At 43.6% G+C, this 23,198-nt stretch carries 18 protein-coding genes and 2 tRNA genes; 11 read left to right on the forward strand and 9 right to left on the reverse strand.

What is annotated here, in order from left to right:
• Positions 1 to 127: 127 nt before the first annotated feature.
• Positions 128 to 1,525, forward strand: coding sequence for a M24 family metallopeptidase (locus ACK5MF_RS14430; protein ID WP_416923296.1), 1,398 nt, complete (start codon positions 128 to 130; stop codon positions 1,523 to 1,525).
• A 57-nt stretch (positions 1,526 to 1,582) separates the two neighbouring features.
• Here the strand turns inward: ACK5MF_RS14430 and ACK5MF_RS14435 are convergent, their stop codons facing one another.
• Positions 1,583 to 2,506, reverse strand: coding sequence for a DMT family transporter (locus ACK5MF_RS14435; RefSeq protein WP_416923297.1), 924 nt, complete (start codon positions 2,504 to 2,506; stop codon positions 1,583 to 1,585).
• A 91-nt stretch (positions 2,507 to 2,597) separates the two neighbouring features.
• Between ACK5MF_RS14435 and ACK5MF_RS14440 the strand changes: the two genes are divergently transcribed.
• Positions 2,598 to 3,506 (forward strand): LysR substrate-binding domain-containing protein, encoded by a 909-nt coding sequence (locus ACK5MF_RS14440; protein ID WP_416923298.1) that lies wholly within the window; start codon positions 2,598 to 2,600, stop codon positions 3,504 to 3,506.
• Between the two features lie 89 nt (positions 3,507 to 3,595).
• Here ACK5MF_RS14440 and ACK5MF_RS14445 read toward each other — a convergent pair whose 3' ends face one another.
• Positions 3,596 to 4,252, reverse strand: coding sequence for a nitroreductase family protein (locus ACK5MF_RS14445; protein WP_416923299.1), 657 nt, complete (start codon positions 4,250 to 4,252; stop codon positions 3,596 to 3,598).
• A gap of 238 nt (positions 4,253 to 4,490) precedes the next feature.
• Here ACK5MF_RS14445 and ACK5MF_RS14450 point away from each other — a divergent pair, with 238 nt between their 5' ends.
• The 7 genes from ACK5MF_RS14450 to ACK5MF_RS14480 all read left to right on the forward strand — a co-directional run bounded on the left by ACK5MF_RS14450 (position 4,491) and on the right by ACK5MF_RS14480 (position 15,375).
• A complete protein-coding gene (locus ACK5MF_RS14450; protein ID WP_416923300.1) occupies positions 4,491 to 4,859 on the forward strand; it encodes a hypothetical protein in 369 nt (122 codons plus the stop codon).
• A 90-nt stretch (positions 4,860 to 4,949) separates the two neighbouring features.
• Complete coding sequence (locus tag ACK5MF_RS14455) at positions 4,950 to 6,323, forward strand: TolC family protein (protein ID WP_416923325.1); 1,374 nt, start codon at positions 4,950 to 4,952, stop codon at positions 6,321 to 6,323.
• A gap of 14 nt (positions 6,324 to 6,337) precedes the next feature.
• Positions 6,338 to 7,816, forward strand: coding sequence for an efflux RND transporter periplasmic adaptor subunit (locus tag ACK5MF_RS14460; protein ID WP_416923301.1), 1,479 nt, complete (start codon positions 6,338 to 6,340; stop codon positions 7,814 to 7,816).
• On the forward strand, positions 7,813 to 10,950 hold the full coding sequence (locus ACK5MF_RS14465) for an efflux RND transporter permease subunit (protein ID WP_416923302.1): 3,138 nt from the start codon (positions 7,813 to 7,815) through the stop codon (positions 10,948 to 10,950). Before ACK5MF_RS14460 ends, ACK5MF_RS14465 begins: the two co-directional genes overlap by 4 nt.
• Positions 10,951 to 10,988: 38 nt before the next feature.
• Entirely contained in the window at positions 10,989 to 11,570 is a 582-nt protein-coding gene (copI, locus tag ACK5MF_RS14470; protein WP_416923303.1) for a copper-resistant cuproprotein CopI, read from the forward strand.
• A gap of 284 nt (positions 11,571 to 11,854) precedes the next feature.
• Entirely contained in the window at positions 11,855 to 13,594 is a 1,740-nt protein-coding gene (locus ACK5MF_RS14475) for an ABC transporter ATP-binding protein (RefSeq protein WP_416923304.1), read from the forward strand.
• Positions 13,591 to 15,375 carry an ABC transporter ATP-binding protein gene (locus tag ACK5MF_RS14480; RefSeq protein ID WP_416923305.1) on the forward strand — a complete coding sequence of 595 codons (1,785 nt, stop codon included), beginning with the start codon at positions 13,591 to 13,593 and terminating at the stop codon, positions 15,373 to 15,375. Before ACK5MF_RS14475 ends, ACK5MF_RS14480 begins: the two co-directional genes overlap by 4 nt.
• A 46-nt stretch (positions 15,376 to 15,421) precedes the next feature.
• Here the strand turns inward: ACK5MF_RS14480 and ACK5MF_RS14485 are convergent, their stop codons facing one another.
• Complete coding sequence (locus tag ACK5MF_RS14485; protein ID WP_416923306.1) at positions 15,422 to 16,507, reverse strand: ketoacyl-ACP synthase III; 1,086 nt, start codon at positions 16,505 to 16,507, stop codon at positions 15,422 to 15,424.
• A gap of 308 nt (positions 16,508 to 16,815) precedes the next feature.
• Between ACK5MF_RS14485 and ACK5MF_RS14490 the strand changes: the two genes are divergently transcribed.
• Positions 16,816 to 17,976, forward strand: a complete 1,161-nt coding sequence (locus ACK5MF_RS14490; protein WP_416923307.1) for an MFS transporter — start codon at positions 16,816 to 16,818, stop codon at positions 17,974 to 17,976.
• A gap of 66 nt (positions 17,977 to 18,042) precedes the next feature.
• On the opposite strand, the gene ACK5MF_RS14495 is transcribed toward ACK5MF_RS14490, so the two are convergent.
• On the reverse strand, positions 18,043 to 18,450 hold the full coding sequence (locus tag ACK5MF_RS14495) for a nitrous oxide-stimulated promoter family protein (protein WP_416923308.1): 408 nt from the start codon (positions 18,448 to 18,450) through the stop codon (positions 18,043 to 18,045).
• Between the two features lie 107 nt (positions 18,451 to 18,557).
• Here ACK5MF_RS14495 and ACK5MF_RS14500 point away from each other — a divergent pair, with 107 nt between their 5' ends.
• Positions 18,558 to 18,731, forward strand: coding sequence for a DUF2986 domain-containing protein (locus ACK5MF_RS14500; protein ID WP_416923309.1), 174 nt, complete (start codon positions 18,558 to 18,560; stop codon positions 18,729 to 18,731).
• Here the strand turns inward: ACK5MF_RS14500 and ACK5MF_RS14505 are convergent.
• The 5 genes from ACK5MF_RS14505 to ACK5MF_RS14525 all read right to left on the reverse strand — a co-directional run bounded on the left by ACK5MF_RS14505 (position 18,720) and on the right by ACK5MF_RS14525 (position 23,013).
• Positions 18,720 to 19,196 (reverse strand): NYN domain-containing protein, encoded by a 477-nt coding sequence (locus ACK5MF_RS14505; RefSeq protein ID WP_416923310.1) that lies wholly within the window; start codon positions 19,194 to 19,196, stop codon positions 18,720 to 18,722. The genes ACK5MF_RS14500 and ACK5MF_RS14505 overlap by 12 nt on opposite strands.
• Positions 19,197 to 19,389: 193 nt before the next feature.
• Positions 19,390 to 19,463: transfer RNA gene (locus ACK5MF_RS14510), tRNA-Cys, on the reverse strand.
• Between the two features lie 31 nt (positions 19,464 to 19,494).
• Positions 19,495 to 19,581, reverse strand: a tRNA-Leu gene (locus ACK5MF_RS14515).
• Positions 19,582 to 19,894: 313 nt separating this feature from the next.
• A complete protein-coding gene (gene viaA, locus ACK5MF_RS14520; protein WP_416923311.1) occupies positions 19,895 to 21,340 on the reverse strand; it encodes an ATPase RavA stimulator ViaA in 1,446 nt (481 codons plus the stop codon).
• Positions 21,341 to 21,348: 8 nt separating this feature from the next.
• Entirely contained in the window at positions 21,349 to 23,013 is a 1,665-nt protein-coding gene (locus tag ACK5MF_RS14525) for an ATPase RavA domain-containing protein (protein ID WP_416923312.1), read from the reverse strand.
• Positions 23,014 to 23,198 lie beyond the last annotated feature (185 nt).

Consider the following 23,198-nt stretch of genomic DNA (forward strand, 5'->3'; position numbering starts at 1 on the left):
TTCATCAAATGGAAAACGAAATTTAATTTCTTATAATTTTTTACTTTAGCTCCATGATAGACCTAAACATTGTTATCGTTAATTAGAGTTCGACCTTAATAAAACTAAACAATTTGAGTACTGATTTATGCAAATAAGAAACAACACCTTTCAGCTTGAAACGGTAGAACAACCAACTATTTTCCATAATGTAAAAACAACTCTTCTAAGTGATGAAACCATTCAGGCTCGCGCTAAAAAGTTAACCGAGATAATGAAAGCTGAATCTTTGGATGTATTGGTAATATATGCAGACAAAGAACACGGCAGCAACTTCGAGTACTTGAGCGGATTCATTCCTCGTTTTGAAGAAGCACTGATGATTTTGAAACATTCTGGCGAAATCAGTTACATCATGGGTAATGAAAACCTCAAGCTTGTGCCCCATGCACGACTTTCAGGTAAGTGTCTTCATGCCCCCGTTTTTTCATTACCTAATCAACCGATGGATGGAGATGCACCACTTTCTGAAACACTTGTAGCAGCAGGCATTCAACCAAATCATAAGATTGGAATAGTTGGCTGGAAGCTTTTTACTGGAACGCGTATTTCAAAACAAGCCCAGTTCGACGTACCGTATTTTGTGGTTGAAGCAGTGAAAGAGATAGTTCCAAACACGCATATCTTCAACGCCACACACCTTTATATTGCACCGGGCATTGGAGCCAGAACGACAAATAACGCCAACGAAATTGCCCATTACGAATATGGCGCCAACCTTGCTTCAAGCGCAGTGCTCACGGCACTTAATGCTATTGAACTCGGTAAAAGCGAAAAAGAGATTGGCTCTCAACTTTCTTTAAGCGGCCAGCCTAACAGCGTAATTCAAATAGCGGCAAGCGGTGATCGCTTCGACCATGCTCAACTCTATCCACGGGACAAAGCCATTTCATTGGGTGACAAATTCTCACTTACCACGGGATATAAAGGCGGTTTAACCAGTCGATCTGCTTATGTGGTGAATAATGAATACGAACTGCCACAGCAAGTCAGTGATTATGTTGAAAAAGTTGCAATACCCTACTACAACGCCGTCATCCATTGGTTGGAAAATATGCAGCTCGGCGTTTGTGGTAAAGATATCTATCAGCTTATCGACACCGTATTACCGCGCTCAAAATATCACTGGCATCTAAATCCGGGGCACTTTGTGGCTGATGAAGAATGGCTGAGCTCACCCATGAGCGCGACTTCAGAAGTTGAGTTATGTAGTGGCATGATGCTGCAAATAGACATTATTCCATCTATTGCCGGATATGCTGGAGCCAGTATTGAAGACACCATAGGCTTAGCCGACCATGAATTGCAGCAGCAAATACAGCAAGCATACCCAGAGCTTTGGTCACGTATTGAATGTCGCCGCAACTACATTCGAGATGTATTGAACATCAATTTACCCGAATGTGTGTTGCCCTTATCCAATACTGTCGGATATTTACGCCCATACTTGTTAAATAAGTCAGCGGCTTTGATTAGGCAAATGTAAGCTCTGAAGGCGTAATTCAATAAAGGATAACGCCTCTCTAAGCCTCATCAAAAATCTTTAAACTTGATGCGCTTTAGTATGATAAAAGTACTTAAATACTTTTGCAGCAAAGCTGTTCATCAGTGAAGCAACAATAATCAAAGCAATCCCCATAACCTGATAATGAGAGAAGGTTTCATCAAAGAACAGTACTTGCCATATGGCTGTGAATAGTAGGTTTGTGAAAATCAGTGGCGCGAGTTGAGAGTTGCTGTCTGCCAACTTATAAGCTTTTGAACGCAAAATTTGATTCCCAACCACAGTGATTGACAGTACAAACAGGCATCCCCAAACCAATAGATTGTGTTGGGGTTGAAGTAATATCTGCATATCCATCTCTGACAAACCGAAGATAAATGATAACGGCAGCACCGCTATTGCCGCGATAAGAAAAGTCCAACTGTTGAGAACCGCAGGCTTCACTTCTCGCTTACTTGCACGAAACAGACTGACTTGCGAACCTGCGTTGAATAAGCCTGCCCCTAAACCGAATAGTAACTCTGGTCTAAACTGGATTCCGGTCACATCACCGGCTAGTAACAGTACGCCAACAAATGTTGCTACCAAACCAAACTTGGTTTCCGCCTTTACTTTTACTTTGAAAAACAGCTTTTCCAGTACAGCAATGAACAATGGTCCAGTGCCAAACAGTACCGAGCTTTCAACAAGTGTTAACGTGTTAAGCGATGCAATAAAACACAGTTGGCAACCCGCAATACAGAAACCTCGTATGATAATTGGCTTTAATACCGTGCGCGGTGGTAAAGGCAGTTTAGAAACTGCAACCATGGCAAAAAGTAACAATGCAGGCATTAAGAAACGAAGGAATGTTAAAAGTTCAATTCCCATCATTTCGGTAAGTTTTTTTAAAATAAGCCCAGTTAACGACATACTAAAAGTTGATATGAGCATATAAGGTACGGCGTGATTCTTTAACAACATGATATCCCCCTATTGACGCGCCCATAGTAGATCAATGACAACAGAGAAAAAAACGAATATATTTAAACAAACCTGTTAGATAAACTTACATATGAATAGACGACCTCCTCTTAAATCACTCTACGCATTTGTTGCGGTAGCAGAGACAGGAAGCATGACACAAGCTGCAGGTCTGCTTAATGTTAGCCATTCGGCAATTAGCCAAGCTATCAAAAGCTTGGAATCGCTTATTGAGCAACCACTATTGCTACGCATTGGCAGACAGGTTCAACTCAATGCGGTAGGTCAGAAATACTATAACGATATTGCGCCAGCGTTGAAAACCATCATAGATGCAACAGACGCCGTTACACAGCAGCCGCAATCCAACCGTATAACGCTTAACATGATCAACTCGTTAGCGATTCACTGGTGGGTTCCACGCGTTGACAACTTTCAGCAGTACGCACCCAATGTCGATATTCGCCTATCAAATTTGGTAGGACCCTTTGATCTTAACCAAGAAGGCGTCGATGTCGCCATCATTCATGGTAAAACAGATGAATGGGAAGACTACTATTGCGAAAAACTCGGTGATGATGAGCTTTTACTGGTTTGTAGCCCAGAGCTACTAGATTCAACGCAGGAAACACCAAGCGCGGCTGAAATGCTTCAACGTTATCCTGCAATCTATGCAGAAAACCTAAGACGAAAACATGACTGGAGTGTCTGGTGTCATGGCAACGAGCTCCCTGTGCCGAAGCAACAACGCAATTTAAACTTCATAGCATCGATACATGCGGTTCAGGCCGCGATTAGAAAGCTGGGGGTATTCGTTACACATCGTCTTTTTGTTCGCGATGAAATCAAACATGGGCTATTGGTAGAAATAGGAACACCTGTGAATAACCCTCATCAGCAATTTTTCTTCGTGTGCAAACCGGAGAAATTGCGCAATGAAAACGTCCTGATATTGAAATCATGGTTAAGCAAAGAGTTTGCTGATGCCAAAAGTAGCTGAAAAAGAATCTAGAAAATGCCCTTAAATGAGAATGATCTGTCAGTAACACTACTAATAGCCATTACTGACAGATAGAATTGCAACTTAAATTATAACGTTGTAACTACATCTTCCATCGACAGACGAGATTTCGGCAAGCCGTGGTTATAGTCCTCACCCTCTTTGTGGTAACCAATCGCTAAAGCCACTTCGCATACGTGACCATTAAGTTCTTGTTTAAACTCTTCGCCAATCATTTGTGAATCAACCCCTTCCATCGGTGTTGAATCAATGCCTAGACGCGCCAATGTGTGTAGCAAGTTACCTAGAGCAATGTAAACCTGAGCTTTAGTCCAACCACTGTTAAAACCCGCTTCATCTGTATTGGCTTCAGCGAAAGCATAAGAGCCCATACGTGCATCGAATTTCTCTGGTGACAAACGACCCGCAACCACTTCTGCGTCTAAGCGTTTAGCGTATTTTTCTTTAGTGAACTTTGGATCGTACGCCAGCAAAATCGTATGAGAGGCAGCCTTTGCATGATGTTGGTTGAACTGATGCTTATTGGCGAAAGTGTTGTAGAAACGCTGTTTCGCTGCATCACTTTCAATAACGATAAATTTCCATGGCTGTGAGTTAATCGATGATGCTGAAAGACGCACGGCTTCTTTAATAACTGCCATATCCTGCTGAGAAATACGTTTCTCTTCATCATATTTTTTAGTGGTGTAACGCTTGCTTAGATCGCTGATAATTTGATGAGGCATACTGCTCTCCTTGATAACAATTATTAAAGGCAGGGGGTGGTTCAAAACACTCCCAAGCCTCAGAACGGCTTATATAATATCGAGTTAATCAAGAAATGGTATGACTTCTTAACTTTAAATATTTAATTTGATTTAAGTAGTTGACCCTACCCTAGGGGAAGACTTTATACTTGATTCAAATAAATCAATGCCGTTCATTATGCGCCTAAACATTATTTCAACAACTTGGGTCACCCTTATGACATTAGCAGCTCTGCTTATGTCGGGTGTTGCTACAAGTGCAGGAATGATGAGCAACTCTATGTCGCATATGATGCAATCAACCTCGGCAATTTGCCAAACTCAGCAGATGTCTTCACATCACCAGATGCAAATGGAACATGGTTCTGAATCTAATGCTGATATGGTAATGAATCAAAGCCAATGCCAGATGTCAGCAGACATCGTTAATAACTGTTGCGATACCACTTGCGCTTCAGCCGCCGCCATTTTGATTGTTCCTGATGAACTGCTGACAGCAACAACTTCCCTCGCTCTATTTTCGTCACCTAAATTCGGTGATGTTATTCACACCACCAGAAGCCTCGAAAGACCGCCCACTGCCTAAATCCATCTCTAGATCTTAGGTTCCGCATATTATTGCGGAAGTATTTCCGTGCGCATCATGCGCTCAGTGATGGATTGAAATTTCGTGAAAATTCAACAATGCCTAATAGCACTGTCTATCAGTGCTGCGGTGTTAACGACAACTGTCTATGCTAACGAGCCACTTGTTAGTGAGCAAGCCTTTGCTAGTCAAGCGTCAACACCGGACAAAACACTTGTTCAACTTATTGAAGCTGCACTTTCCAATGACGGAACACGCCGCCAATACTACGCAGAAGCGCAAGCAATGCGAGAAACAGGCAAAGCCAGTGCAACTTTAATGGACCCAAAACTGAAATTTGGCGTCACAGGTCTGCCTACCGATAGTTTCGCTTTCGATGAAGACCCAATGACCAATATTACTGTTGGTTTCATGCAGCAGTTCAACCGTGGTGATACCGCCGATCTCAGCGACAGAAAAGCCAGTCAACAAGCCAGCGCATTAGAAGTAAAGGTTTCCGCTAGAGAACTTGAAGTCGCTAATGCCATCACCCAAATTTGGCTTGAATTAGGCTACCAGCAAGTTGCCAATCAAGTTATGCTAGAGAACCGCACCTTGATGAGTGAGCTTGAAAACTTCATCCAAACCAATTACTCGATTGGTAAAAGTGAAGCTCAAGATCTGATTAACGCTCAACTGCAAGTTGCCAAGTTAGATGAGAAAATCCAAGCCAATGAGCAAATGCAACAACGACTGATCGCTCAATTATCAGAATGGCTAGGATCAGACTGGTTGTTAAATTCAAATCATTTCAAAGCAACCAATCAGCTCAACTGGGATGCATTACAAAACATAGAGAATGCAGCCGGCAGCCGAAATTACTACGCGCAACTCAATCAAAACCCGACAGTGCAAATGCTTGATGCTTCTATTGATGTACGTCGAACTCAAGTAGACATTGCTCGCGAGTCATATGCCCCTCAGTTTGGTATTGAAGTGATGTATGCCTATCGCCAATCAGACGATATGCGTGGTGAGCCAGCCTCTGATTTAGTCAGTGCCTATATCACAATGGATGTCCCTCTGTTTACTGGCAACAAGCAAGATAAAGACTTAGCTGCAGCCCAGTACCAAGTCGGCGCTGCTCAGTCGCAGAAGGATACCTTGCTCAGTCAAATGAATGCCAAAGTCAATGCTCTGCTAATTGACAAGAACAACCTGGTTCAGCGCCTTGATCGTTTTGAATCTACCTTGTTACCACAAGCGGACTCGCGTGTGAAAGCAACCGAAAGGGGTTATCAAAACAACACCGCTCAATTTAATGATGTGATTTTAGCCACTCGTGATGAGCTTGCATTGAAGCTGGAATACCAGCGCCTCATCACCGATCTGAATCTGGTTAATAACAATCTATCTGCGCTTTTAAATAGCTATAGCTATCAGGTAGATAAGCCAGAAATATCCATAACATCAGAGCAGCAATAACAAGGCATAGAATTATGAAAACACTTCACGTTACAACACTCGCGCTTGTTATCGGCGCTGCGCTAGGCTTTGGTGCACAAACTCTTTTATCCCAGACAGATATGTCAAATCACACTGCGCAAATGAGCGACAGTGATAACAACCAAGCACAATCCAGTAATGAGCCTCTGTACTGGGTGGCACCGATGGACCCGAACTATAAACGCGACAAACCGGGAAAATCACCGATGGGTATGGATTTGATTCCTGTTTACGCCGATGACACAGCGCAAGATAAAAAGCCTGGTACTGTCACTATCGATCCAGCGGTTGAGAATAATCTGGGCGTAAAAGTCGCGTCGGCCCAAATCACACCATTGTCGCCAAGTATTGAAACCGTTGGCTATATTGCCTTTGATGAAAGTCTGCTGTGGCAAACCAACGTACGCGTAGCAGGTTGGGTAGAAAAACTTAACGTTAATGCTATTGGCGACAAAGTTAAAAAAGGCGATGTGCTGTTCACCCTGTACTCCCCTGAATTGGTTAAAGCACAAGAAGAACTGATTAATGCTTACCGCACGGGACGAGATGGACTCGTTAAAGGGGCAACGGAAAGGTTGGTTACTTTAGGCGTTGACCGCCAACAAATTCAATCGATCGTTAAACGTGGAAAAGCATCACAAACCATCGATATCAAAGCCAAGTCCGATGGCGTCATCGCCAGCTTAAATGTACGCGAAGGGGGTTATCTATCTCCAGCGCAAGCCGTTATTAGTGCGGGTCCTTTGGAAAATGTTTGGGTTGATGCTGAAGTGTTTGAGCGCCAGTCACACTGGGTTAAGGCAGGTAGCAAAGCCAAGATGACATTGGATGCGTTACCAACTAAAGAGTGGCAAGGCGAAATAGATTATGTCTACCCTATTTTAGATCCTAAAACTCGCACCTTGCGTTTACGTCTTAAGTTCCCGAATCCTCAAGGGGATTTAAAACCCAATATGTTTGCCAACATATCGTTGCAACCTGTGACGGATGAATCCGTACTGACTATCCCTAAATCGGCAGTGATTCGCTCTGGTGGTATGACTCGAGTAGTTTTGTCTGAAGGTGAAGGCAAATATCGTTCTGCACGAGTTCAGATAGGAAGAGAAGCTGGCGACAAAGTAGAAGTGCTACAGGGTCTGACAGAAAAAAGTAACGTTGTCACGTCTGCGCATTTCTTACTGGATTCAGAATCAAGCCAAACAGCCGATCTGGCACGTATCGACGGTATCTCAAATGACGAGGTGTGGGTTGAAGGTGATATCACCATGCTAATGCAAGATTTCGGCATGATTACCCTACAACACTTACCGGTTTCCGAATGGAACTGGCAAGCGGGTGAAATGAATTTTACCGTTGACCCGGACATTAAACTGAACGGTCTGGAGGAAGGTGATCGCGTACGGTTTCTAGTGCAAAAGCAGAACAATGACTACGCACTAAAAAGTATTGAGCGAATGGGAGACAAGCAATGATCAATGCCATTATTCGCTGGTCTCTGAAGAACCGCTTTATGGTTCTTCTGGCTACCGTTGCTCTTATGGCTGGCGGCTTATTTAGCGTTAAAAATACTCCTGTCGATGCTATTCCTGATTTATCAGATGTTCAGGTTATTATTAAAACCAGCTTCCCGGGACAAGCTCCGCAGGTAGTCGAAGACCAAGTCACCTACCCGCTGACTACAGCCATGCTCGCTGTACCCGGAGCAGAAACTGTACGCGGCTATTCGTTCTTTGGTGACTCGTACGTCTACATCATCTTCAATGATAAGACTGACATGTACTGGGCTCGATCTCGGGTGCTGGAATATCTCAGCCAAGTAGCGCCTAAACTGCCTGCAAACGCAAAACCAACCCTAGGTCCTGATGCTACAGGTGTGGGTTGGGTGTTCAGCTATGTACTGCAAGATAAGACAGGCAAGCACGATCTGGCACAGCTACGCAGCCTGCAAGACTGGTTCTTAAAATACGAGCTACAGACTGTTGATGGTGTATCAGAAGTTGCGACGGTTGGTGGTATGGTCAAGCAGTATCAGATCCAGATTGATCCAGCCAAGCTTCGCGCCTACAACTTGACACTCCAGCAAGTCAACATGGCAATTCAGAACGGCAACCAAGAGACAGGTGCATCGGTTATTGAAGTGGCTGAAGCGGAGCATATGGTTCGCACCACTGGCTATTTAACCAATATTGAAGACATTCAGTCTCTACCGCTAAAAGTGACCGACAAAGGCACACCACTGCTGCTTGGTGACATTGCGGACATTTCATTAGGTCCACAAATGCGCCGCGGAATTTCAGAACTCAACGGCGAAGGTGAAGCGGTTGGCGGTGTGATTGTGATGCGCTTTGGTGAAAATGCCAGTCAGGTCATCGACAACGTCAAAGCTAAATTGAAAGAGCTACAACGTGGTCTTCCCGATGGTGTGGAAATAGTTCCAACTTATGATCGCTCAACCCTGATCAACGCCGCAGTTGAAAACCTTTGGAAGAAGTTAGCGGAAGAGTTCATTGTGGTTGCAATTGTGTGTGCTCTGTTCCTGTTCCACATCCGTTCTTCATTGGTTATTGCTCTTAGCCTGCCTGTCGGGATCTTGTCTGCATTTATCGTTATGCATTGGCAAGGTATCAACGCCAACATCATGTCCTTGGGGGGAATAGCCATAGCTATAGGCGCTATGGTGGATGGCGCGATAGTCATGATCGAAAACGTGCACAAGCATATTGAACGTACACCACTGACGGATAAAAACCGCTGGCAAGTGATAGGCGACGCCGCGCAGGAAGTGGGTCCTCCACTGTTTTTCTCGCTGCTTATCATTACGTTAAGTTTCGTTCCCGTGTTTGCGCTTGAAGGTCAGGAAGGGAAAATGTTCTCTCCACTAGCCTTTACCAAAACATACGCGATGGCAGCTTCCGCTGGCTTAGCTATCACACTAGTTCCTGTGTTAATGGGTTATTTTATTCGAGGAAAAATCCTTCCTGAGCACAAGAACCCTGTAAACCGTGCGTTGGTCGGCTTATATCGCCCGCTACTGAACTTAAGCCTGAACTATCCAAAATCTGTACTCGTTTTGGCATTGGCTCTAATGGCTTCTGCTTACTATCCAACCAGCAAATTGGGCAGTGAGTTCATTCCGCCATTAGACGAAGGCGATTTGATGTATATGCCAACGACTTATCCGGGCATTTCAATCGGTAAGGCTCGTGAACTATTACAGCAGACCAATAAGTTGATCAAGACAGTACCTGAAGTCAAAACTGTATGGGGCAAAGTGGGACGAGCTGACACCGCAACCGATCCAGCACCACTCACCATGATTGAAACGGTTATTCAACTTAAACCTCGCGAAGAGTGGCGTGAAGGTGTGACGACTGAATCGCTACGCAAGGAACTGGACAGCCTGATTCAGTTTCCGGGTCTGACCAACGCTTGGGTTATGCCGATAAAAACGCGAATCGACATGTTAGCGACCGGTATCAAGACAACGATTGGCATTAAGATCGTAGGTCCTGAGCTTGCAACAATCGAAAAAATCGGTTCGCAACTCGAGCCAATTCTAAATCAAATCAATGGCACAGCTTCTGTTTACGCAGAGCGTGTAGCAGGCGGTCAATACGTTACTGTTGATATCAAACGTAAAGCAGCCGCACGTTACGGGCTGAATATTAAAGACGTACAACAAGTAGTTTCCACAGCCGTTGGCGGCATGAATGTCGGTGAAACCATTGAAGGATTGGAGCGTTACCCTATCAACGTTCGTTATCCGCAAGACTACCGTGATTCGGTAGTGAAACTGCAAAACCTGCCATTGGTAACACCTAACGGCGCGCGCATTGCGCTGGCTGTTGTAGCCGATGTTCGCTACGAAGATGGTCCGCCGATGATCAAAACAGAAAATGCGCGTCCGAATGGTTGGGTATTTGTCGACATTGATGGTCGTGACTTAGGTTCATACGTATCAGAAGCGCAGAAACGTGTCGCTGATGAGCTAAAACTCCCTGCGAGTTATTCATTGGCTTGGTCTGGGCAGTATGAATATATGGAGCGAGCAAAAGAACGTCTTAGCGTTGTTATCCCAATTACGCTGACCATCATCACCCTATTGCTTTACTTCAGCTTTAGACGAGTGGGTGAAGTCTTAATCATCATGGCAACCCTACCGCTGGCGATGGTTGGCGGCTTGTGGCTAATGTATTCGCTCAATTACAACTTATCCATTGCGGTTGGCGTTGGCTTCATCGCGCTTTCGGGTGTAGCGGTTGAAATTGGCGTCATCATGTTGGTTTATCTCAACCAAGCATGGCATTACACCAAACTCAAAGCGCAGGAACGAAATGTTCCGCTAAACAAAGATGATTTAAACGAAGCCATCCGCGAAGGTGCTGGGCTGCGCGTACGTCCGGTAATGATGACAGTGATTACAGTCATTATTGGTCTGGTACCGATTATGTACGGACACGGTACTGGCTCGCAGATCATGCAACGCATCGCTGCACCTATGATTGGAGGAATGGCTTCTGCCCTATTACTCACACTGCTGGTTATCCCAGCTATTTTCAAGTTGTGGAAACAGCGTGAAACGAACTCACTTTCCAAAAATGATTAACGATTAACGATTAACGATTAACGAATAAGGAAACAAACATGAAAAAGCTAACTCTCGCAATTGCACTGACTATCAGCTCTTCTGTCGCTTTCGCTGCCATGAACAATTCCAGTTCAATGGACCCAAATAAAATGGATCATAGCCAAATGGATAATAGCAAGATGGATCACAGCCAAATGGCTTCAGCGAGCATGAACAAAGGCATGTCGATGAACCATGACAACATGATGAGTATGGATGGTATGTCTGATGTAGGTATGCCAGCGGCGGGCTCAAAACCGAACAAAGTGATTCACGTTATGCTCTCTGACGACATGAAAATCACCTTCAAAAAAGAAGTGAAAATTGAACCGAATGATATCGTGCAGTTCGTAGTGATGAATACTGGGAAAATTAACCACGAATTCGCCATCGGCTCTGTTACAGAACAAATTGAACATCGTGAAATGATGGAGAGTATGAACGGTCAACAGATGCACGACTCGGGAAATTCTGTCACCGTTGAGCCGGGTAAAGCAAAGCAGATCACATGGCATTTCCACGGGGACAACAACGTTGAGTTTGCTTGCAATATTCCGGGGCATGCTGAAGCGGGAATGGTGAAGAGCGTGACTCTTTAATTTCTCTATGACCGCGTCCTAGCAACTTTCTACTAACAGAGCAACTCCTACTAACTGGGCAAATTTCTCGACAAGAGCGTTTGCCCAGCCTATTTCTTTGTTCTTCCTTAGCGAAGATAACTTAAGCAAAATTTCGATTTCAAAACGGACGTGAGGTTGGTAAAGTTTACGTCGTACCCATCTTTCAAGCTATCAAGGGAAATGAAGGTTATTGGGTTCAGCTTTCCTTTCTTTTTAGATAATCATTCTTTAATAGAAAAATAAAAATATAAGAACACTCAGCAATGCAGTTATATCAACACCTAAAGTGGTTTTTCCGCCAGCATCGTTTTACTTACGCTATCGCGTTATTGATGCTGTTTGCCGTTGCGATGCTCAACATGGCGGTGCCGTGGCTTATTGGTAATGCCATTGATAAGCTATTACAAACCAAAGACTTTTCTCAGGCTGAAATCTATTTATTCGCCCTGTTAGGCGTCAGTATTTTGGTATACCTGCTTAGATATGGCTGGCGAAGAATGTTGTTCGGTACTTCCTATAAGTTGGGGAACATACTGCGTGAGCAGTTTTATCATCGTCTGCTTCGTCAGGGACAAGCGTTCTACAACACCCACTCTACTGGCGATTTGATGGCGAGAGCCACAAACGATATTGATGCCGTAGAAGTTGCCGCAGGTGAAGGTATTCTGTCTGGCTTTGATGGGCTACTCACTTTCATTCTGGTGCTGATCATGATGTTCATCTTCATTGACTGGCAACTGGCAATTTTAGCTATCATCCCATTTCCATTTATGGGTTACGGTTTCTATAAGCTGTCGAATCGTATCCATCACCAATTTAAAGAGACATTAGATTCTTTCTCTACCCTAAACGAACAAACACAGCAGTCGGTGTCCGGCATTCGTTTAATTAAATCAATGGGGCGTGAAGAAATTGAGTCAGACAAGTTTGCACAGATTGCCCAGCAATCTGCGCGCACTACTTACAATGTGCAGCGCTCGGAAGCTCTGTTTGACCCTATTATTCAACTAAGCCTTGGGGCTGCCCTGTTGATTGCTTTGCTCGTCGGTGGCTGGCAAATTAGCGAAGGTCGTTTAACGGTCGGTCAGCTAACCAGTTTTACTCTGTATTTGTCTGAATTAATTTGGCCGATGTACGCATTTGGTTGGTTAATGAACATTTTGCAGCGAGGTAATGCGGCTATTGGTCGCTTGGAATCGTTATTGAAATTGCCAGATTCCGTTACAGATAAAGGCACACAGCTGCCTGAAGACTACGCGCTTGCAGTAAAAAATCTGACATTTGATTACCCAGGCACCAACCAAAGCACACTGATAAACCTCTCACTCAATGTGGAGCCAAACCAAGTGCTTGGTATTACGGGAGCAACCGGTTCAGGGAAATCGACTCTGCTTCATCTGTTAATGCGTTATTGGGAATCTACCCAAGGAGATATTTCCGTTTCTGGTGTTTCGATAGCTGATATCCCTTTGGCGAAATTACGCGGTCTGTATGCCTACGTCCCACAGGACGCTTTCCTATTCAGTATGACCATCATGGAAAACATCCGTATCGGCATGTCAAACGCCACCGATGAAGACGTTTATCACGCGGCGAAACTAGCAGCGATTCACGACGATATACTGCAATTTCCTGAAGGCTATCAAACCCTAGTGGGCGAACGCGGTGTAACTCTCTCCGGTGGGCAAAGACAGCGAATTTCCATTGCTCGTGCGCTGATAAGCCAAGCGCCGATATTAGTCTTAGATGATGCTCTCTCCGCCGTTGATATTAAAACAGAGAAACTGATCATTAAGCATTTACAACAACGAAGAGAACAAACCGTTGTTGTAGTCAGTCATCGCCTGTCTGCTATTGAACACGCAGATGAGATTATTGTGCTTTCTCACGGCGAAATCATTGAGCGTGGTAAACATCATCAGCTTATTGGCCTTGATGGTTGGTATTCACGCATGGCGGCTTATCAGCAGATGGAGCAGGCTTTGGAGGAAGAGCAGATATGAGCAAGACAAACACAATGAAAGAGAAAAACAGCTCAGGTTCCATTAAGCTTCTGATGAGTTATGTCTTTGCTGAAAAGTCGCTGTTTATTAAAACGTTATTACTGGTGGTACTGGCAACAGGTTTTGATGTACTCGGTCCAATGCTCAGTAAAGTGTTTATTGATGAATTCGTTATGCAGAACCACTACCCTGTTTGGCCTGTGGTAGGCGTGATTTCGCTGTTCGCTATCTCGGTGTTGTTAGGTACCTACTTAAAGTATCAACAAACACTGCGCTTTTTGGACATAGCACTCAATGCGGTATTGGACATTCGCAAGCGCTTGTTTAAGCATGTGTTGACGCTGCCGGTGTCGTTTTTTGATTACTCACGAACTGGGCAACTGCTCAGCCGAATCACCAACGACACGGAATCGATCAAAGATATCTATGTGCAGTTCTTATCAAACATCTTAGCCAACTTGGTTTTGCTGATTGGTATCCTGACCGCTATGGCAATACTGGATTTGCAATTGATGCTGGTCGCTCTTGCATTGATACCTGCGGTTGTGAGCTTAATTTACCTTTACCAGAAATTCAGTGTGAATGCGGTAACCCAAAGCCGACAACTGCGCTCAGACATCAACTCAACGATGAATGAGTCCATTAGCGGCATGACGGTTATTCAAGCGACAAACCAACAAAACAACAAACAGCAGCAGTTCGAGAACATTAACAGCCAGTACTACGACACACGCTTAAAAGCTGTGATTGTTGGTTCAATGTTGCTTCGCCCTGCGATTAACTTATTAAGCATCCTGATTTTAGCTGGCGTGGTGTGGTTCTTTGGTTTGCAAGTGGTAGAAGGCGTGGCAGAAGTTGGTGTTCTATACGCTTACTTGAGTTACTTAGGGCGTTTTACTGAACCTCTGGTTGAAATAACTCAGCGTTTCAGCCTATATCAACAAGCTGTTGTAGCGGGCGATCGCATCTATGAGCTGTTACAAGAATCCTCTGCGGAGAAAAAAGACATTCGTTGGGATCAGATTGAACAAGGGGATTTAAGCATTGAAGATCTTACCTTCAGCTACCAAACCAATAAACCCGTTCTGCACAGCATCAATGCCACAATTGAATCAGGTAAGTTCTTCGCTATCGTCGGGCATACTGGCAGTGGTAAATCAACTTTGCTTAACCTGTTACTGAACTTCTATCAGCCACAGGCAGGTTCTATAAAAATTGATGGACATGAGCTTAACCAGTACTCACCGAAAACTCTGCGTCAATTGATTGGTTTTATCCCTCAGGAGCCATTCGTTCAGGCAACGACTGTGTTTGATAACATTGATATGGGCAGGAACTTAACTCAAAAAGCCGTAGAACGAGCAGCTAAACAAGCTCATTTGCATGAAGTGATTATGCAAATGACCGACGGATATCAAACCCAGTTAGGTGAAGGAGGCTTGCGTTTATCGACGGGTCAAAGGCAGCAATTGATTATCGCTCGGGCATTGGCAGGATCACCTAAGATTTTGTTGTTGGATGAAGCGACCGCCAACATCGACAGTGAAACAGAACAAATCGTTCAACGCGCTTTAAATGAGTTGAGAGGTAAAGTGACACTGATCGTAGTAGCGCATCGACTATCCACCATTCATCATGCCGATCGGATTTTGGTACTCGATAAAGGGCATCTTATCGAACAAGGTAACCATCATGAGCTAATGCAACTGGATCACGGTCGATATAAGGCCATGTATCAACTTCAACAGCAAGAACGTATGGTGGCAGAAGCTGAAATGTAAGTGAGAAGAGTGGCAGACTTGCCACTCTTTTTTAATAATTTTTGGATTAACCATTTTTGCGTTTGCAGTATTCTATGGCGACATGCAGAAGCTCAAGTGCAGATTTATCACACTCAGGCAGAGTAGCATCACAAGTGTTTACTGGTGTTACACGCTGACCCCATTTGATATGACCCGCCCCCCAAGTTAAACCTGCACCAAATGCCGCTACAAGAATATTGTCATTCGGATTCACTTTACCTTGCTCTAGCGCTTCACATAGCGCAATCGGCACAGTAGCTGCCGATGTGTTGCCGTAATTTTGAATGTTTACAAAAGCCTTGTCTTGATTGATACCTGAAACATCACACAACGTTTGGATAATACGGATGTTGGCTTGATGAGGAATCACAACATCAACATCTTGGTTTGATAACCCACTGGTTTGCAGCACTTGCTTAGCAGCTGCGCCCATACCACGTACAGCGCGTTTGAAGATATCTTTGCCGATAAAGTTAAAATCCCAATAACCATTGTCGGCAGCAAAGCGATCCATCGCGGTACCGAATTTAGGTACCGCGAGAATATCACGTCCTTCAGAGTCACAACCAATTTGTGCCTGTTGTAAACCTACAGCATCCTCAGTACGGCTTAATATTGCAGCACCGGCACCATCTCCAAACAAAACTGCGGTATCGCGTTTCGTCCAATCAAGATAGAAAGAGAGGCGCTCAGCACCAATCACTAATGCGTGTTTGTAGTTACCCGCTTGAATTAAACGCGTTGCCGTTTCCAAACCGTACAAGAAACCCGTACAAGCCGCGTTCATATCAAATGCCGCAGCACCTTTGTTACCCAGATTTGACTGGACTTTAGAGGCAATATTAGGAATTAAAGTGTCTGGTGAACAGGTAGCGACGATAATTAAATCAAGGTCACTGGCTTCAATCCCAGCACACGCTAGAGCATTTTTTGCTGCAACTGTCGCTAAGTCAGAAGTATTAACGTGGCTAATGCGTCGGTTTTCGATACCAGTACGAGTACGAATCCACTCATCATTAGTTTCTAAAAAAGTGCTTAGGTCTTCATTGGATAAAGTTGCTGGCGGTAGACATTTACCCCAACCGGTAATTTCAGCGTAAAACTTAGTCATTCTCGTTCCGAATCTATAATCGTTATGGCAATACCATTAATGAACCAAATTAATAACCAGGGTGAATTCATTAATGTCATTGTCTATTGTATTTATATCAGTTGCCCCAAGGTTAGGCATAAGGGCGAATTATACGCTTATTTACCGATTAGTGCTATTTGCCAACTTAACTAACACTTTTGTAAATTACATAATCAATAGAAGTTGTTAATCGTAAAGATCATGAAAATTAGTTTTACCTTTGCTATCTCAAGTCCCATATTCGCTGCAAATTCTCTTTTTCTCCCTATTAATTTGAGGCGACGTCGTTGGACAACTTGTTGGTATCAACCTCATCTCAACGTATTTCTGTACCAGTGATTGCGTTAACTTTTTATGCTATAGCGTCAGGCTATTTAATGAGTCTGATACCGTTGATGTTGCCTCATTATCACTTAGAAAGCGAATTAGCCAGTTGGTTGGCAAGTGTGTGCTATGCTGGCCTGCTTATCGGTGCGATGTTGGTTGACCCATTAGTAAACCGCTTAGGCCATAGAAATGCATTTATTGTGTTTTTAATGATATTGCTGATTTCTATCGTGGCTTTGCCATTATTTGCTTACTCAATGATTTGGCTTATTTCACGCTTCGTTGCGGGTATGGCGATAGCAGGAATATTTGTCGTTGTCGAATCTTGGTTATTACATGGTGATGAAAATGGTCGAGCAAAACGCCTTGGTATCTATATGGCAGCGTTATATGGCGGTTCGGCGATTGGTCAATTAGGCATTAGTTATTTAGGTATTACCGGTGCAGTACCATTTTTAACTATCTCGGCACTGCTATTACTTGCCTCTGTAGTGCTGATTTTTGGCAAATCAACACAACCTTTGTCACAACAAGCAACCAGTTTGTCGTTACGTCAAATAACTAAACTGAATCATGCTGCGATCATGGGTTGCATCGTTTCAGGATTAACCTTAGGAGCAATTTACGGCTTAATGCCGGTCGAACTCGATAACAGAGGCTTAAAACACTCTAATATGGGTGCACTACTTGCGTTGGTTATTCTCGGAGGCATGGCGGTTCAACCAAGCGTGCCTTGGTTATCAAAATATTTAGGCCGAACTTTATTAATGGCTCTGTTCTGCTTAGTTGGCTCCGCGGCTGCGATTTTGCCCTTTTTAAGTTCAAGCCTGACTGTCTTAGCCATCAGCTTATTCGTTTTAGGAATGGCAACGTTTGCACTTTATCCAATCGCGGTCAATTTAGGCTGCGATAAATTGGATGCAAATTATATTGTCTCGGCAACACAAGTCATGCTATTTAGCTATAGCATTGGTTCGGTCGTTGGGCCGGTCATGGCGAACTGGTTCTTGCAAAATGGTCAGGGTCTATTGGGCTATTTGTTTGTCATCCAGCTAGCGACCTGTTTGTATATGTTGTTGTCCAGCATCAAAACAAAGCGTCAGTGGGTAGCTGGCGAATAACAGCCGAAAACCAGCTCACCTGTAACATAGCTATTCTTTTAACATCGTTATGCTTCTCACATAAAATTATTTGGACGCTTTGAGTCGTTGATGACGGTTGGAAGCGTCTTTTTCTATCGTAGCAGGAGCCTCCTTTCGTTCGTGCCACAAATGACGAATGGCGAGAATAGGGTGTGACAACAACATCCTCGGTCCAGAATAACGCATCACTAATCTCATATTTTCCTTAGGCACAGGCTTGTAGCAGTGAATTGGACATCGATTGCAAGTGGGTTTGTTTTGACCATATGGACATCGGTCTAAACGAATTTCTGCGTAATCGATCAGCGACTGGCACTCTTCACACAAGCCCGTTTTACAAACGTGGTGTTTTTGACACACGTGGTGTTTCTGACAAAAGATGCGCACCATTGCCGACACGGTCTTAAATTCTGTTTGCAACGAACCAGTCAAAAGCGAATTTTGCTTTGCCATTTGTACCCACTATTTAATAACTGCTTGGTTAATTTCTCTATCACTATTGAGCTTAATGTTCAAAACCTATAAGCTCCCCACCCTCATGTTCCTCAGATGTAAAAATCATGAACCGTAAAAAGAAAATCAACCAAATTTTAAAAAAGAAAATTAAGCAGCAAAATTCAAAGCTGCATAAGAGCAATAAGCCTCGCTATATTTCAAAAGCTGAACGTGCGAAGTTAGAGTCAGAAGAGGTTCAACAAGCTTCAACAGAAAACGAAACGCAATTACCAGAGTAACAACTCATCATCAATAGCGACGTATCTGTCGGCAGCCTCAACTAAGCTATTAGCGGTTAGTCCCGGCACACCATAGACTTCGACTTGCTTGCCGAATCTTTGCTGAATACGTTTGGCAAGTAAGTCAAAATCGCCATCACCAGAAACCAAAACCACAACATCGACCTGCTCAGCCAGTTCAATCGCATCAAGCGTAATTCCTACGTCCCAGTCACCTTTCGCACTGCCGTCACGACGCTGAATATAAGGCTTTAGCATCACCTCAAAACCAATTCCGCGCAGGATGTGGTGAAATTGTCGCTGTCCGGCATCCTTACTTGCAATAGCATACGCATTAGCTTTTACAACCGAGCGACCACTGGTCACCTTTTGCCAGAATTGATTGTAATTGAAGTTAAGCTGATAACGTTCTTTACAGGTGTAGTAGACATTTTGTACATCTACGAGAATGGCGATTTTTTCCATATGATTATCTGTACCTTTCTAAGCCTGTATTCTTTATATGTGAATTTAAGCAACAAACTGCAAGTGCGACCTTACCACAGCATTGAGCGTAGAAGTTATTTCATTGTGACAAAATACAGATTTGAGGCATCGTTATTAAAACAAATTGCGTGAAATACAAGCAATATGATTAGGGAAACAAAGAGAAGTGAAATGGAGGCGCGTACCGGAATCGAACCGATGTACACGGATTTGCAATCCGGTGCATAACCACTCTGCTAACGCGCCTTTATAGGAAATTTGATAGTGGTAAATAAGATGGTGCCCCGGGCCGGACTTGAACCGGCACGACTCGAAAGTCGAGGGATTTTAAATCCCTTGTGTCTACCGATTTCACCACCAGGGCAACGCATATTGCGATGGAAGACACCATCTGTTCACAGCTTTGTCGTGCGAACGAGGCGTACTTTAACGGATTTATTTTATGGGTCAATAACAAATTCTCTAATTTTCAATCAAGTGGCTAATAAACACCCCATCACGCACAGAACATAGGCAACACGAGCAATTGCTGCACAACTCAGGCATTGCCATGATATTCGATCATGAAAACAAACTTCGTTCATACGAACTATTGGCTGGAATGGGTTAAACAATTAAGTCGCCGCTAGATGTTATCAAGGGAGGTTAAAACCCTCCCTTGATCAATCTGATACCGATTACCACTGTTTGGCCAAACGGCCAAAAATATTAGGATGATAGCGCCAACAATGATCAAACATATTCATTAATGCTGGGTTACCGTAGCGAGACAAACTAATAGCATGAAAACGGTTTTTAGCCGTTTTCAGTTGATTCACTTGAGCTAAAACGTCATCATTTTGCTTGGGAGCAATGAAATCGGAGATCACGATCAAATCGGCGTTTTTATAAGTTCCGTTTGTCATTATCTCTAGCGATTTTTTCACCACGGGTTCCAGGTCCGTACCACCATGAAATGAATAACTAAGAAAGTCACTCACTTCACGTAAGCCATCTTGTTTGGTGAGTTCGTAGGTGATGTGCTCAGTCGAAAACAGCATCACATAGCAATCTCTATCTTCTGCTAATGCAATCTGCATCAGTGCATATGCCATCGCTTTTGCACACTGCTCTGGAAAACCATGCATCGAACCAGAGGCATCGACACAAACAATAAACGGCCCTTTTTCGATATCCGCTTGCTTGTTGTTTGGCTTATGCGCTCTCACTTTGCGTAACGTACGAGACTTACCTTGCATTCGGTAATTCATTAAACGCTTATCGACCAAGTGTTTGTAGAAAACAACTTCGAGTTCTGGATAGGCAAGGAATAACGTTTCGTTTGGCAGCATTTTATTCAGATCATCACTTTCATGGATACCAACAATGTCATCCGTCGCTTCATCTGATTTTTCTTCTACCATTTGTGGTTCTTCCGTCGGCGCTCGGTTTAAGTCCGGATCGTCGACGTCACTGGCCATACGTCCCAAACGTTCCGCAATTTCCTGCAACGTTTGGTGTTTTTTCAGAAATTCGGCATGACGCTTCATCACCGTTAAATCGCTGCGGCTGAGTTTAGCTGATGCCATATCCCACAACCTACCGACGCTGCTTTCATCGCCTGATTCGGTAATTTTATCCATATTGCGCATGGTTTCCATACGCTGATAAAGATCTGTCAGCAGTTTTTCTTTATTGGCTTCTAACTCCATCACCTGTGCTTGTTTGATCGCATCGCTTAATGACTTATACCATTGATCACAAAAGAAATGGGGAAACATAGGATTATGAATACCCTTATTTTTCTCCATTAAACGGCGGGCTTGCAGGTAGAATGCCGAGTGCCATTCAAGCTTTTTGATCACATCATCAATGCGGTCAAAAAAGGTTTCTTCATCCCAATGAATCACTTCCTGATAGTAGCCAAGCTCTTGCTGGAAACGCTCAGTTTCACACACTCGGGTAATACGTTTTTTAACACTGCCGCGCCATTTCAGCAGGTGGTTTTTAACCGTAGTACCAACACCGCGATCTTCCGCCATCATCATAACTTGTGAGCGGGCAAGGAGATCATTAATAGCGGTATCGATAATACCGCTATCTGCAATCATCAGAGCAAGGTTTAACCCGTCAGCACCAAGCATGATCTCTCCTATTCAAAAAACTGCAGCAGATTTTTATAGCGCTGTGCACTTTTCTCGCATTCTGTTTGCGTTGCTTCCAACTGTTGTTGCAGTGAATGCAATGTTGTTTCCATTGCCGTAGGCAGAGTTGGGTCAATAAAGTTGTGTGGTAAAGCACCATGGAATGTCGAACGCACTTTACGTAAATGGTGTTCTGCTTGTTTAAGCTGTGCCATCGCTTGCTCTGTTTTTGCTAACCAATCTTGATAAAGCCCTTGTTCTAAGCCTTCTTTGGTGACCAAAGCTACCATCACAGCGCGATTTGCAATATCTTTTATGACCAGATTATTGCTCGCATCCACATCGAATTTAAGGCGGCACATATTGGTGTTTTGGTTAACATAACCATAAACATCTCCTTGTCCTTCTTTAATCACTTTTTCTAAATCGTTTTTCGGAACATAGACCCAACGGCTATCCCCCTTTTCCGATTCAGAAACCGACATATTGCTTTGCAATAGCACTAACTTAACATGGTCGTTTGCCGTACCAACCTTATAACCTTTCGCATCCTTAATATCATATTGATTGATGAGTTTTTTCTTCTTCATCAACCCACTAGCCGCCGTTTCTAATGACAGCATCATGCCAAATTCCGATTCCAACTCATCTTGAATCGAAGCAAGCTCTTCTCGGCATAGCGCGATTTGATGCTCAACTTCCATCTGGTCGAACGCATAACGCAAGGCAAACTCTTTAACGACCTGATGAACAACCTCACGTGATTCTGGGCTGTTCCATAAACAATCTTGAAGCAGCAAAATATCCAGTGGGTTAATGGTATCTCGACCATTAAAGAAAGCGCTTGCCTTCAATAATTTAACGGCTTTCTTCCAGCGCCGGTCTGAGACATACATATCGTGGACAGACAAAGAACTGTCTTCTACCGCAGATTCCAACATATTTTTGAGTTGATAGAGCTTTTCAAACACCTCATCCGTCAGAGTCAGACAATCTAATTGTTGCTGCCACAAATGATACTCTTGATCTGTAATCGCCAACCCTTCTGGAATTCTTGCTTCCTGAGAGGTACCTACCGTTAACATTGATTTGAAATTTTGTTTGTTTTGAATGCGGTTTACAAACACACGCACCAACATACGGTCGTACAGAGCTTCAAGCCCACTATCTTCATCCGGAAGTTCGTTAGAAGCTGATATCAGCAAACGCATCGGCACACGCTCTATGTCGCTGCCATTCTTAAATGTCTTTTCATTCACAACGGTAAGCAATGTGTTCAGAATCGCAGGACCTGCTTTCCAGATTTCGTCGAGAAACACCACTTGAGCTGTGGGAAGGTAACCCTTGGTTAATCGAACATAACGACCATTATCTTTCAGCTCTTGAATACTAAGTGGGCCAAAAACTTCTTCTGGCGTAGAAAAACGCGTCATTAAATATTCAAAATAACTACTGTTATCGAAAGCTTGGATTAGTCTTTTTGCAATAAGACTTTTTGCAATACCAGGAGGACCTAACAGGAAGACACTTTCACCTGCAAGGGCCGCAAGTAAACACAATTTGATTGTACTTTCTCTCTCGTAAACTCCGTCAGAGAGTGCTTTGGAGAGCTTATTAATGCGTTCAGATAACAACGCTTTTTGTCCATGAGAGGCTTGATTTGGACTGATCATGCTAGCGCTCCTGAGCAATACCTAAATTCGTTCTTATATAAAAGTTTATACATTTGTTATCATTTGATTACAACTATAATCCGAATTTGGACAAACTGTTATATCAGATCTGCCTTGCGTGCAAAATGATGTAATCATAGTTTGCACTTATGCGACATGACACCCAAAATTAATGTATAAAATTT

Source organism: Vibrio sp. (assembly GCF_047973365.1).
Lineage (GTDB): Bacteria > Pseudomonadota > Gammaproteobacteria > Enterobacterales > Vibrionaceae > Vibrio.